The 12,161-nt window shown below is 70.5% G+C and carries 11 protein-coding genes, 1 tRNA gene and 1 pseudogene; 10 read left to right on the top strand and 3 right to left on the bottom strand.

Annotated features, from left to right (window positions below; translation table 11 throughout):
• From DJ81_RS11515 to DJ81_RS11500, 4 genes and pseudogenes are all read left to right on the top strand, one after another.
• A pseudogene (locus DJ81_RS11515) lies at window positions 1-307 on the top strand (IS6 family transposase); the annotation flags it as partial.
• A 289-nt stretch (window positions 308-596) separates the two neighbouring features.
• Window positions 597-1,400, top strand: a complete 804-nt coding sequence (locus DJ81_RS11510; RefSeq protein ID WP_094521913.1) for a class I fructose-bisphosphate aldolase — start codon at window positions 597-599, stop codon at window positions 1,398-1,400.
• Window positions 1,400-2,323 (top strand): class 1 fructose-bisphosphatase, encoded by a 924-nt coding sequence (locus tag DJ81_RS11505; RefSeq protein ID WP_094589811.1) that lies wholly within the window; start codon window positions 1,400-1,402, stop codon window positions 2,321-2,323. Before DJ81_RS11510 ends, DJ81_RS11505 begins: the two co-directional genes overlap by 1 nt.
• A gap of 93 nt (window positions 2,324-2,416) precedes the next feature.
• Window positions 2,417-4,246 (top strand): acyl-CoA carboxylase subunit beta, encoded by a 1,830-nt coding sequence (locus DJ81_RS11500; RefSeq protein WP_094526496.1) that lies wholly within the window; start codon window positions 2,417-2,419, stop codon window positions 4,244-4,246.
• A gap of 27 nt (window positions 4,247-4,273) precedes the next feature.
• Here DJ81_RS11500 and DJ81_RS11495 read toward each other — a convergent pair whose 3' ends face one another.
• On the bottom strand, window positions 4,274-4,822 hold the full coding sequence (locus DJ81_RS11495; RefSeq protein ID WP_094521987.1) for a DedA family protein: 549 nt from the start codon (window positions 4,820-4,822) through the stop codon (window positions 4,274-4,276).
• A 160-nt stretch (window positions 4,823-4,982) separates the two neighbouring features.
• Between DJ81_RS11495 and DJ81_RS11490 the strand changes: the two genes are divergently transcribed.
• Window positions 4,983-5,510: a redoxin domain-containing protein gene (locus DJ81_RS11490; protein WP_094521916.1), complete on the top strand. Its 528-nt coding sequence runs from the start codon at window positions 4,983-4,985 to the stop codon at window positions 5,508-5,510.
• Window positions 5,511-5,583: 73 nt separating this feature from the next.
• Window positions 5,584-6,684: a D-xylose 1-dehydrogenase Gfo6 gene (gene gfo6, locus DJ81_RS11485; protein WP_094589809.1), complete on the top strand. Its 1,101-nt coding sequence runs from the start codon at window positions 5,584-5,586 to the stop codon at window positions 6,682-6,684.
• Between the two features lie 34 nt (window positions 6,685-6,718).
• Here the strand turns inward: gfo6 and DJ81_RS11480 are convergent, their stop codons facing one another.
• On the bottom strand, window positions 6,719-7,555 hold the full coding sequence (locus DJ81_RS11480; protein WP_094589807.1) for an aldo/keto reductase: 837 nt from the start codon (window positions 7,553-7,555) through the stop codon (window positions 6,719-6,721).
• Window positions 7,556-8,139: 584 nt separating this feature from the next.
• Window positions 8,140-8,210 (bottom strand) — tRNA-Gly (locus DJ81_RS11475).
• A gap of 138 nt (window positions 8,211-8,348) precedes the next feature.
• On the opposite strand from DJ81_RS11475, the gene DJ81_RS11470 reads away from it, so the two are divergent.
• The 4 genes from DJ81_RS11470 to DJ81_RS11455 all read left to right on the top strand — a co-directional run bounded on the left by DJ81_RS11470 (window position 8,349) and on the right by DJ81_RS11455 (window position 12,160).
• On the top strand, window positions 8,349-9,641 hold the full coding sequence (locus DJ81_RS11470) for a PQQ-dependent sugar dehydrogenase (RefSeq protein WP_094589805.1): 1,293 nt from the start codon (window positions 8,349-8,351) through the stop codon (window positions 9,639-9,641).
• 108 nt (window positions 9,642-9,749) lie between these two features.
• Window positions 9,750-10,022 (top strand): hypothetical protein, encoded by a 273-nt coding sequence (locus DJ81_RS11465; protein ID WP_094521920.1) that lies wholly within the window; start codon window positions 9,750-9,752, stop codon window positions 10,020-10,022.
• Between the two features lie 54 nt (window positions 10,023-10,076).
• Window positions 10,077-11,027, top strand: a complete 951-nt coding sequence (locus DJ81_RS11460) for a helix-turn-helix transcriptional regulator (RefSeq protein ID WP_094521921.1) — start codon at window positions 10,077-10,079, stop codon at window positions 11,025-11,027.
• Window positions 11,028-11,293: 266 nt separating this feature from the next.
• The gene (locus tag DJ81_RS11455; RefSeq protein ID WP_094521988.1) at window positions 11,294-12,160 is read left to right on the top strand and encodes a putative RNA uridine N3 methyltransferase; all 867 of its coding nucleotides are present in this window, start codon (window positions 11,294-11,296) and stop codon (window positions 12,158-12,160) included.
• Window position 12,161 lies beyond the last annotated feature (1 nt).

Below are 12,161 nucleotides of genomic sequence, written 5' to 3'. Positions count from 1 at the left end.
CGTTCGGCTCTATCCAACGAGAACGAACGCGATCTCCTCGATGTTTCTCTCAGAACTGCGTGAGAAACATCAGGTCGACGACGCAATCTTTCTCGTCGATGGTGCTCCGTGGTTACAGGCGGCCTGTCATCGTCACGGGCTCCGATTCCAACACGTTACACATGGGAATCGGAATGCCGTCGAACGTGTCTTTCGTGAAGTAAAACGACGAACAAACCAGTTCTCAAATACGTTCAGCCATGTCAAGCCGAATACCGCTGAAAATTGGCTTCAAGCGTTTGCCTTCGCATGGAATCAGCTTATCTAAACACTACCCCGCGACCGGGGCGTGCCGGTTCCGCGACCGCGGCGTGCTGATCCCACGACCGGAGCGTGCCGGTTCCGCGATCGCAACGTGTCGGCTCTGCGGCGGATACCGTCGCGCTCGACCGCCGTTCGTTGCGAACGACTGATAATTAACTATCTGAGTAGTAATTCTATTTGTCTCGAATCCGCCCCTGAGCGGAGCGACACACGCGGAGCGCGTCGAATTCGTTTCTTTACGTCCGCCGAAACGACCATAGCGTTTTTTATCGATGTAACGGGAGTACGAACTGATGCTTCCTCACGCCGCCGACAATATCTCGCGGGACGGCAAGTCGCTGATCCTCGCGTACGACCACGGGATCGAGCACGGACCGGTCGACTTCGAACCGAACCCCGACACGGCGGACCCCCGGCGGATATTCGAGCTCGCTACCCACGAGGCGGTCACCTCGCTGGCCGTTCAGAAGGGGCTCGCCGAGGCGTACTACCCCGACTACGAGGACGAGGTGAACCTCCTGTTGAAGCTCAACGGGACCTCGAACCTCTGGATGGGCGAGCCCGACAGCGCGGTCAACTGCACCGCCGAGTACGCGGCCGGACTCGGCGCGGACGCGATCGGATTCACCGTCTACGGGGGTTCGAACCACGAGGTCGAGATGGCCGAGGAGTTCCGGGAGGCACAGGAGGGCGCCCGCGAACACGACATGGGCGTCGTCATGTGGTCGTACCCCCGCGGACAGGGGCTCCGCAACGACGGGAGCCCGGACGTGATCTCGTACGGCGCGCGGCTCGGCCTCGAGCTCGGCGCCGACGTGGTGAAGGTGAAGTACCCCGGTTCCCCGGAGGCGATGGGCCACGCCGTCGAGATGGCCGGTCCCGCCGACGTCGTGATGTCCGGCGGGACGATGCGCGACGACGAGGAGTTCCTCCGGAACGTCTCGAACGCCATCGACGCGGGCGCCACCGGGATCGCGGTCGGCCGGAACGTCTTCCAGCGCGACGAGCCCGAGCGGATCCTCGACGCGCTGGAGGCCGTGATCTTCCGAGAGGCCGACCCGGTCGAGGCGCTGGCCGCCGCCGAGAGCGCGGACTGATGAGCGACCCCGCCTCGGACCGCGACGCGGACCCGACCGTCGAGGCCGTCTTCGACGCGGTCGCCGAGACGGCCCCGGAGATCCGCGCCGCGCTCCCCGGCCGCCGCGTCGAGAGCGGGACGGACAACCCCTCGGGCGAGTCGGTGCTGGCCGGCGACCTGTACGCCGACGAGCTGCTCGGCGAGGCGATCACCGCGGTCGACGGCGTCGGCTCGTTCGTCAGCGAGGAACGCGAGGCCGCCGTCGACGCCGGCGGGGCGGTCGGCGAGGGCGCCTACGCGGTCGCGATCGACCCCCTCGACGGCTCGTCGAACCTCCGGTCGAACAACGCGATGGGCACGGTGGTCGGGATCTACGACGCCCCGCTGCCCGCCACCGGGCGCGACCTCGTCGCCGCCGGCTACGTGCTGTACGGCCCGATCACGACGATGGTCGTCGCCGACGACGCCGGCGTCCGCGAGGAGGTCGTCGAGGCCGACCCCGACGGCGACGGCGGTAGCGACGACGGCCACGCGGTCTCCCGTTCGGTGGTCGAAGACGACCTGCGCCTGCCCGACGACCCCCTCGTCTACGGATTCGGCGGGCGCGTCCCCGACTGGCCCGACGCGTTCACCGCCTTCGCGCGCGAGATCGAAGACGAGCTGAAGCTCCGGTACGGCGGCGCCATGGTCGGCGACGTGAACCAGGTGCTCACCTACGGCGGGATCTTCGCGTACCCCGCCCTCGTCGACGCGCCGGACGGGAAGCTCCGGCTCTCCTTCGAGGCGAACCCGATCGCCTACATCGTCGAGCGCGCCGGCGGGGCCGCCACGGACGGCGAAATCGACATCCTCGACGTCGAGCCCGAGGGCGTCCACGACCGCGTGCCGCTGTACGTCGGCAACGGGGAGTTGGTCGAGCGGTTGAAGACGGCGCTGGACTGACCCGGTCGGCTCGCGGCCCGTTTGCACCGATCCGTCGGTCGCCGCCGGACTTGCATGGAAAACTGTTTAGGATCCACCGCAAATCTTGCGCCCATGAAAGTCCACGTCGGCGCGGCGGCGACGCCCGAGGAGGCCGAGGCGATCGCGCGATCGCTCGCCGAGCATCTCGGCGTCGACGTCGACGTCCACGTCGGTGAGAGCGACGAGCCCGCCGCGAGCGCCGCGCCGCCCGAGACGGCGTACCCCCTCGACGACGACCTCGGACCGACCGACCGCGAGCGCGACCTCCGGGCCGAGATCGACGACATCCTGGAAGGCGGCCCGGAGAAGTACCGCGAGCGGCTCCCCGAGCAGGGGAAGCTGTTCGTCCGCGACCGCCTCGACCTCTGGTTCGGCGGCGAGGACGGGACGCGCGGCGCGGGCGACGCGAGCGCGACCGACGGCGACCCGGCGGGGCTCCACTTCGAGGACGGGAAGTTCGCGGCGTTCGACGACTGGCACCCGAACGCGCCGAACCGCGACGGCGACGCCGACGATGAGGGCGACGGATCCGACGACTCCGGCGGCGACCGGCTCCCGGGCGACGGCCTGCTCACCGGCGCCGCCGAGTTCGAGGGGCGCGACGTCCACTTCATGGCCAACGACTTCACGGTGAAGGCGGGGTCGATGGCGGCGAAGGGCGTCGAGAAGTTCCTCCGGATGCAACAGCGGGCCCTGAAGACGGGCAAGCCGGTGCTCTACCTGATGGACTCCTCCGGCGGGCGGATCGACCAGCAGAGCGGCTTCTTCGCCAACCGCGAGGGGATCGGGAAGTACTACTACAACCACTCATTGCTGTCGGGCGCGGTCCCACAGATCTGCGTCCTCTACGGCCCCTGTATCGCCGGCGCCGCCTACACGCCCGTCTTCGCCGACTTCACCGTGATGGTCGAGGGGATGTCCGCGATGGCGATCGCCTCGCCGCGGATGGTGAAGATGGTCACCGGCGAGGAGATCGAGATGGCGGACCTGGGCGGCCCCCGCGTCCACGCCGAGGAGTCCGGGTCGGCGGACCTGGTCGCCCGCGACGAGGAGCACGCCCGCGAGCTCGTCGCCGACCTGATCGGCTACCTCCCCGACGCCGCCGGCGAGAAGCCTCCGCAGCGCGAGACGAAGCCGCCGAAGCTCCCGCCCGAGGGGATCGACGAGCTGATCCCCGAGTCGCCGAACCGCCCGTACGACGTCCGCGACCTGCTCGACCGGATCGCCGACGCGGAGTCCGTCTTCGAGCTGAAGGAGGGGTACGGCCCGGAGATCGTCACGGCGTTCTGCCGGATCGACGGGCGCCCCGTCGGCGTCGTCGCCAACCAGCCGACGGAGCGGTCGGGCGCCATCTTCCCGGACGCCGCGGAGAAGGCCGCCGAGTTCATCTGGACCTGCGACGCCTACGAGATCCCCCTGTTATACCTCTGTGACACGCCGGGATTCATGGCCGGCTCGCAGGTCGAGAAGGACGCGATCCTCGAGAAAGGCAAGAAGATGATCTACGCCACCTCCTCCGCGACGGTACCAAAACAGACCGTCGTCACCCGGAAGGCGTACGGCGCGGGGATCTACGCGATGGGCGGGCCCGCCTACGACCCGGAGAGCGTGATCGGGCTCCCCTCCGGCGAGATCGGCATCATGGGGCCGGAGGCCGCGATCAACGCCGTCTACGCGCGGAAGCTCGCCGAGATCGACGACCCCGAGGAGCGCGCCGAGACCGAGGCGCGGCTCCGCGAGGAGTACCGGGAAGACATCGACGTCCACCGGATGGCCAGCGAGGTCGTCATCGACGAGATCGTCCCCCCGTCGACGCTCCGCGAGGAGCTCGCGGCCCGGTTCGCGTTCTACGAGGACGTGGAGAAGGACCTGCCGGAGAAGAAGCACGGGACGGTTATTTAAAATCTGACGGCAGGGCGGCGGACGATGTTATAAGGCCGCGATCCACTCGGCGCCGAGGAGTTCGGTCGCGCTCCCGAACCCGAGCACCACGGCGACGCCGATCGCGAGCAGCGCGCCGACGTACGCGGCGGACCCAACCAGCGACGCCGCGGCGAAGCGCGGGACGGAGACGGACGAGGCGTTCGCGGTCGGCACGGCGAGCCAGCCGCGCGTGCCGGGGACCGCGTTCGACGCCGCCACCGCGGGGAGTCCCCACCGGTCGAACCAGCGGCTCGCGCCGTCGAGGCGGTCCTCGCCGACCGGAACGAGGGGAAGCGACGTGGGGTCGACGTCGAACCGACGGACGGCGACGAAGACGGTCGACTGGCCGACGGTCGCGCCGACCACCGCCGCGGCGAACACCGGCAGGACCGCGATCGCCTCGACGCCGACGGCGACCACGGCGGTCACGAACAGCGTCCGCGCCGGGAGCACCTTCCCGACGAGGGCGCCCTCGAGCGCGAACACGGCGAACACCGCGACGGCCCCGTAGCTGTCGACGAGGGCGAGCGCGGTCGCGGCGTGGGCGCTGAACACGCCTTCCATCGACCGGCTACACGTAAAGCTCTTACACCGTGAGCGGTGCTCTCAGCACTCATGCGTGTATCTAATCCGCTTATCCGACATCTCTCCGGCCTCGGCGGACGCCGAGCGGTCAGGGGTGGGTATTTATCAACCGCGTCCGCACGTGTCACTCATGATAGACGTCGGCCGCAAGGCGCCGGACTTCATCGCCCCCGCGGTCGCGGGCGGGACGGCGACGGAACTGGAGCTGTTCCGGCTCGTCGACGACTGCGACGCCGTCGCGCTCTGCTTCGCGCCGGCGAACTTCGTCCCCACCTGCACGGCCGAGTTCGCGGCGGTGCGGGACGCGGGCTGGCACGACCGCGGCGACCTCGCCGTCGTCGCGCTCACCGGCGACTCGCTGTACGCGGGGTTCGCGTACGCCGACCGGTTCGAGCTCCCGTTCCCCGTCGTCTCCGACTTCCACGGCGGGGTCGCCGACTCGTACGACCTGGTCGCGGAGTCGTGGGAGGGGCATTCGCAGATCCCGCGCCGCGCGACCGTCGTCATCGGCGGGGACTGGACCGTCCGGTTCGCCGAGGCGACCGCGGACGCGCTCGACCGCCCGGCCCCCTCGCCCGTCCAGAACGCGACCGCGGCGCTCCGCGACCTCGGCGTCGACGCCGACCGGCCGCGAGTGAACTACGACGGGCCGTGGTGAGAGCGGGCGACGAGGGCTGACGAACCCGCCCGGTCGCCGGGGTTATTTCACGGCCCCGCGCGGACGTCCCGACATGGAAGCCGCCCTCGCGGAGTACCTCGACGAGTTCACGCGCCGGGACTGGGAGACGCTCGATCCGGAGGCCGTCACGGACCCCGTTCGGATCGCCGTCGTCGGCCTCGGCTGGTTCGCCCGCGACTGGGCGCTGCCGGGCATCGCTCGGTCGGCGTACACCGAGGCGACCGTCGTCACCGACATCGACGCCGACGCGGTGGAGACGGTCGCCGCCGAGCGCGACGTGACCGGCGTCACCCCGGACGAGTTCCGGTCCGGCGCCGCCGCCGACGCGTACGACGCGGTGTACGTCGCGACGCCGAACGCCGCCCACCTGGAGTACGTCCGAGCCGCCGCGGCGCAGGGGAAGGCGGTCCTCTGCGAGAAGCCGCTGGAGGCGACGCCGGACCGCGCGCGCCGGCTCGTCGAGGCGTGCGACGACGCCGACGTGCCCCTGATGGTCGGCTACCGGATGCAGACCGACCCCGTCGTCCGGCGGCTCCGCGACCTCCTCGACGGGGGCGTCGCCGGCGACGTGGTCCACGTGCACGCGACGATGTCGCAGACGATGCTCGGCGAACTCGGCGGCGACGCCGACCAGTGGCGGCTCGACCCTGAGCTGTCCGGCGGCTGCGCGCTCATGGACCTCGGCGTCTACCCGATCAACACGACCCGGTTCGCGCTCGGCGAGGACCCGGTTCGCGTGTCGGGCCGGACCCGCTCAGACCACGAGGCGTTCGCCGAAGTGGACGAGCACGCCACCTTCCGGCTGGAGTTCCCGGGCGACGTCGACGCGCTCTGTTCGGTGAGCCAGAACGCGCAGCACGCGAGCCGGCTGGAGGTCACCGGCACGGAGGCGAGGCTGATCGTAGACCCGGCCTTCTACGAGCGGGAGGACCGCGGGTTCGCCGTCGTCCGCGACGGCGCCCGCGTCGACGTCGACTTCGAGCAGGTCCACCAGATCGAAGAGGAGTTCGCCTACTTCGGCCATCAGCTGTCGGCGGGCGAGCCGTTCCATCCGGACGGCGAACACGCTCTCACGGACGTGCACGCGCTCGACGGGATCTACGAGTCGGCGGAGACCGGGCGGCCGGTGGCGCTCGGCGACGACGCGGCCTGAGCCCGGACGGGGTCGGTCGGCGACGCGAGCCGACTCACTGCTCGATCCCGTACACGTCGCTCGTCCAGTCGCGGGCCGGGGTGTCGTACACCGGCTCGTCGCGGTCGCGCTCGTCGAGGCGCCGCCGGTCGGCCGCGTCGAGCTCCCAGTCGAGGTCGGCGTTGGCCCGGACGTGGTCCGGCGTGGACGACCGCGGCAGCGGGACCACGCCGCGGTCGACCGCCCACCGGAGCACGACCTGCGCGGGGCTCCTGTCGTACTTCTCGGCGAGCCCGGCGACGACCTCGTCGCCGAACACGTCCGTCCGCGCGAGCGGCGCCGCGGCCTCGATCACGGTGTCGGACTCGCGGCAGTAGTCGACGAGGTCGGCCCGCTGGAAGTACGGGTGGAACTCGATCTGGTTCACCGCGATCGGCACGTCCGAGACGTGGTGCGCGCAGCTCAGCTGGTAGGCGCTGAAGTTCGAGACGCCGACGTCGCGGACGAGGCCCCGGTCGCGGAGCTCCGCCATCGCCCGGAGGGTCTCGCGCAGCGAGATGGCCGGGTTGGGCCAGTGGACGAGGTACAAGTCGAGGTAGTCGGTGCCGAGCCGGTCGAGCGACGCCTCGCAGGAGGCGATCAGCGACTCGTAGTTGAGGTTCTTCGCGAGCACCTTCGAGGTGAGGAACACCTCGTCGCGGTCGTACTCCGCGAGGACGTCGCCGATGACCTCCTCGTTGCGATACCCCTCTGCGGTGTCGATGTGCGCGTAGCCGGCGTCGAGCGCCGCGTGGACGCTCTCGGCCGTCTGCTCGTCGTCGAGGTCGTACGTGCCCAGTCCGAGCGCCGGCAGCTCGGCGCCGCTCGGGAGCGTCTTCGTTGGAACGGTCACACGCCACGGGTTCGCCGGATCGCCGATTGAAACTACCGGTCGGGGAACCCCGGCACCGTTCGATCCCCAGCGGTCGCGTGACCGTATTTAAGGACAATGAGCTGAGACGAGGATCGCTCATAAAAGACGACGATAGCTTATAAACGACGATGCGGTGGCGCGCGCCTGCGAGCGCCCCTCGGGGCGCGAGGAGCGCGTGCGAGGGAGGCGGCGGGCCGGCGCGGCTCGGCCCGCGCCGGGCCGTCCGCCGAGGCTGGGGAGGCGTGAGGTGCGGGCTTTGGCGGTGTTCACCGCGCCGGCAACGATTCATAAGTAACTGATAGCGTTCACATCACTCGGTGATTTCGCTCACTCCGTTCGCTGCGCGCGACTGATAGCGTTCAAATCACTCGGTGATTTCTCTCACTTCTTTCGCGAGTTCGCTGAACGGAGTGAAGCGAACGCTGACTGACGGAGTCAGTTAGAAAATGCACCGGCCGAGACTCCCCGCGAGCAGGGAGGGACCGAAGGTCCCTCCTGCAGCCGGCGCGTAGCGCCGGCGACAGCGCGAGCGGGGAGTCAGGGCGGTGCACGACTGAAAAGAGTGCACCGGCCGAGATTTGAACTCGGGTTGCAACCATGGCAAGGTTGCGTGATACCACTACACTACCGGTGCGTGCTTCGCATCTGCACATAGCCCGAGTCGGAGATATAAGGGTTCCGAACGCGGGCCGGGCTGGCGGGCCTCCCCGCCCGGACCGCACGCCGGAAGCGTCATCGGGCTCCCGACCAAGACGGAGACGAGACGACCCACATGACGCGCCGATCCGCCCACCTCGCCGACAGACGCAGCGTCCTCCGAGCGACCGGCGGGCTCGCCGTCCTCTCGACCGCCGGCTGTCTCGGCGGCGGAGGCGCCGACGACGGCGCGGACGGCGGCGGCACCGGAACCGACGGCGGCACCGATGACGGCGACGACGCCCTCCCGGACGACGGCGACGACGTCGAGTACGCGGTCGAGCGCGTCGCGGAGGGGTTCGAGGACCCGTGGGGGCTCGCCTTCCTCCCCGGCGACGGGCGCCTCCTCGTCACCGAGCGGCCCGGCCGGCTCTCACTCGTCGACCCCGGATCGGGAACCGTCGAGTCCGTCGCGGGCGCGCCCGACGTGTTCGCGGCGGGACAAGGCGGGCTGCTCGACGTCGCGGTCCACCCCGACTACCCGGACGACCGCCGCGTGTACCTCACGTACTCGGCGGCCGCGGAGGACTCTCCCGCCGACGGGAGCGGCGCGACGACCCACGTCGGCGCCGGCCGCCTCGACCCGGACCCCCCGGCGCTCTCGGGGTTCGAGGCGGTCCGCGTCGCCGAGCCGTTCCGCGACACGGACCTGCACTTCGGCTCGCGCGCGACGTTCGGCCCCGACGGCGCGCTGTTCGTCACCGTCGGGGACCGGCGCGACACCGAGTTCGGCCCGGACCACGTCTCGCAGGACCCGTCGAACGAGCTCGGGGCGACGCTCCGGCTGACGCCCGACGGCGACGCCCACCCGGACAACCCGTTCGCCGACGACCCGGACGCGTCGGACGCGGTGTACAGCTACGGCCATCGGAACCCGCAGGCGATGGCCGTCCGGCCCGAGACGGGGGCGGTCTGGCAGTGCGAGCACGGCGAGGAGGACGGCGACGAGATCAACGTCGTCGAACGCGGCGGCAACTACGGCTGGCCGATAGCGAGCGAGGCGTGCCGGTACGGCACCGACGACCCCCTCGCACCGGGCCACGACGAGCGCGGCGACGTCGTCGCGCCGGTCCACTACTGGCCCTGCGGCTCCGGCGGGTTCCCCCCGAGCGGGGCGGTCTTCTACGACGGCGACGCGTTTCCCGCGTGGCGGGGCGACCTGTTCGCCGGCACGCTCGCGGCGCAGTACCTCGGCCGGTTCACGGTCGAGGGCGCGGGCGCCGCCGAGGCCGACGTCACCGAGCGCGACCCCCTGCTCGACGACCGGGAGTGGCGCATGCGCGCGATCGCGGTCGAGCCGTCCACGGGCCACCTCTACGTCGCCGTCGACGACCCCGACGCGCCGGTCGTCCGGATCGTCCCGGCCTGAAGCGCGGTCCGACTCGCGCCGGCTTACTCAAACGAATTTACGTAGCTTTCCCTACAAAAACATCGTTCAGATTACACTTATTCCCTCGCGGCGCGTAGCATCGACCGCATGAGACCCGACGGAACGCGGACGCGACGCGACGCATCGAACCCCCCGCGGGGGCCGCCACCGACGGTGCGCGGATCGGCGCTGTTGGTCGCGGCCATGCTCGGGGTCCTCGTCGCCGCCTCGTACCCGGTCGCGAGCGCGGGGGTCGCGAGCGCCGCCCTCGCCGTGTACTACGGGGCGCGGCCGATCGCTCGGCGGCTCCGAAAGCGTGCCGACGACTGGGACCCTCGGCCGGTGTGCGTGCCCGGGACGGGCGTCTGTCTCGGCGCGTGACGGGCGCACGCCACGACAGGCTCTTTACATGAGGCGGACCGACGGGGTACCACGATGACCGAGGAGCGTCCGGACGGTCGGCTGTCGCCCGACGAGGCGTTTGCCGCGCTCGGCGACGAGGTCCGGGTGCGGATCCTGCGCGCCCTCGGCGATGCCGCTGAGCCGCTCGCCTTCTCAGAGCTGTACGACCGGCTCCCCGTCGACGACACGGCGAGGTTCAACTACCACCTCGGCGAGCTCCGCGGCCACTTCGTCCGGAAGACCGCGGACGGCTACGCGCTGGACCACCCGGGCCGACGCGTCGTCGAAGCGATCCGCTCCGGGGCGGTCACCGACGACCCGGAGCTCGACCGGACGCCGGTCGAGGACCGCTGTCCGACCTGCGAGCGACCGCTGGAGATCCAGTGGCGCGACGGCAGCGTCGAGGTGTTCTGCCCGGCGTGCGAGAGCCGGTGGGACCGCTCGTGGGGCCGGGTCGGCGGCCCCGAGGAGACGGCGTCGGGATACCTCGGTCGGCTCCCGTTTCCCCCGGCGGGGCTCCGGGGGCGAACGCCGGGCGAGGTGCTCCGCGCCGCCCACGCGTGGACGAACCTCGAACTGCTCGCCGTCGGCTCCGGGATCTGCCCGCGTTGCGCGGCGTCCGTCGAGACCGAACTGGACGCCTGCGCGGACCACGAGCGCGACGGCGTCTGCTCGAACTGCCGGTCCCGGTTCGCGGTGCTGCTGAAGGCGTCGTGTCCCAACTGCCCCTACGAGATGGGGTGCGCCGCCGGACCCGGGCTCCTGTCGTCGCCGGAGCTGTTGGGGTTCATGCTCGATCACGGGCTCGACCCGTTCTCGCCCCGGTCGGTCCTCCGCCTCGACCGGTTCCTCAACGAGTACGACGAGGCGGTCCGGTCGACGGATCCCCTCCGGGCCACGCTGACGTTCTCGGTCGACGGCGACGAGCTCGCGCTCACCGTGGACGGGAACGGCGACGTCGTCGGGGACTCGTCGGAGCGATAGCGCCGGATCGGCTCGGCCGCCCCGTGTCGCTCCAGGCCTCGGATCGTTTTGGGCGGCCTCGGATCGTTCCGAGCGGCCTCGGATCGTTTCGGGCGGCCTCGGATCGTCTTGAGCGATCTCGGTTCGACCCGATCCGTGTGATAGACTCTCTCGATCCGACGGGTCGAAACGCCCGTCAGACCCCGTGTGAACGCGGCACAGCCCGGAAACGGGACCGCTATCCTTTTACGGTGCCGTCCGAAATCGAGGGGTACAGTCTCGCCACGATGCGTACCGAAGACGGACTCACGATCTGTATTCCGTCTTCGGTCGTCCGGGAGGCCGAGGACGACCGCGAGGCGACTCGCAAACTCGGTTACGTCGCCCGCGCGGCGGCGGTGTTCCGGGCGGATCGACTGGTCGTCTTCCCAGACGCGGAAGGCGAGCGGCGACGGGGCGGCGAGTACGTTCGGACCGTGCTGGGGTACGCCGCGACCCCTCCGGAGCTCCGGAAGGACCTCTGGGGGGAGCGCGACGAACTCCGGTACGCCGGCGTGCTCCCGCCGCTCCGCGTGCCGTGGCGGACCGGCTCGACCCCTAGCGGGGAAGAGTCGAAAACACAGGGACTCGTGACCGAGGTCGGACCTGAAGGCCGCGTCCGGGTCAATTCCCCGCTGCGGGAACACCCGATCTCCCTGCTCGTCCCCTCCGGAATGGAGGTCGAGCAGGGGGAGCGCGTCACCATCAGGGTCTCTTCGAGAGAACCGGTCCGCGCCCGCATCACCGGGAAGCCCGAGGCGGGCTTCCAGGTCGTGAACGCGGACCTGTCGGAAGCGCTCGCCGGCGACGGACTGGCCGTCGCGACGTCGCGACACGGGGAGGAACTCTCCGTCTCGCGGCTCGGCGGCATCGTCTCGGACGCGCGGGAGGCCGGCGGCTACGCCGTCGCCTTCGGCGCGCCCGAGCGGGGGCTTCCGGAGATGCTCGGGCTTTCGCCCGACGACATTCGGGCGGCCGTCGCCGACGGCCGTCCGGTCGAACCCGATCCGGGGTTCGACCTCTGGCTGAATACGATCCCGGCACAGAGCAGCGAGGTCGTCCGAACGGAGGAGGCTCTGTTCGTGACTCTCGGCTCGCTCACACTCACGGAGTAAA

Origin of the sequence: Halorubrum sp. Hd13 (assembly GCF_002252755.1) — an archaeon.
In the GTDB taxonomy this organism is placed as follows: Archaea; Halobacteriota; Halobacteria; order Halobacteriales; family Haloferacaceae; genus Halorubrum.
The sequence above is the reverse complement of the archived record's forward strand: the minus strand, read 5'-3'. Positions and strand labels throughout refer to the sequence as shown.

What these genes read in the sequence shown, in the direction of transcription:
- DJ81_RS11510 (WP_094521913.1), top strand. Translation starts at nt 597, where the DNA reads ATGCTTCCTCACGCCGCCGACAATATCTCGCGGGACGGCAAGTCGCTG.
- DJ81_RS11505 (WP_094589811.1), top strand. Translation starts at nt 1,400, where the DNA reads ATGAGCGACCCCGCCTCGGACCGCGACGCGGACCCGACCGTCGAGGCC.
- DJ81_RS11500 (WP_094526496.1), top strand. Translation starts at nt 2,417, where the DNA reads ATGAAAGTCCACGTCGGCGCGGCGGCGACGCCCGAGGAGGCCGAGGCG.
- DJ81_RS11490 (WP_094521916.1), top strand. Translation starts at nt 4,983, where the DNA reads ATGATAGACGTCGGCCGCAAGGCGCCGGACTTCATCGCCCCCGCGGTC.
- gfo6 (WP_094589809.1), top strand. Translation starts at nt 5,584, where the DNA reads ATGGAAGCCGCCCTCGCGGAGTACCTCGACGAGTTCACGCGCCGGGAC.
- DJ81_RS11470 (WP_094589805.1), top strand. Translation starts at nt 8,349, where the DNA reads ATGACGCGCCGATCCGCCCACCTCGCCGACAGACGCAGCGTCCTCCGA.
- DJ81_RS11465 (WP_094521920.1), top strand. Translation starts at nt 9,750, where the DNA reads ATGAGACCCGACGGAACGCGGACGCGACGCGACGCATCGAACCCCCCG.
- DJ81_RS11460 (WP_094521921.1), top strand. Translation starts at nt 10,077, where the DNA reads ATGACCGAGGAGCGTCCGGACGGTCGGCTGTCGCCCGACGAGGCGTTT.
- DJ81_RS11455 (WP_094521988.1), top strand. Translation starts at nt 11,294, where the DNA reads ATGCGTACCGAAGACGGACTCACGATCTGTATTCCGTCTTCGGTCGTC.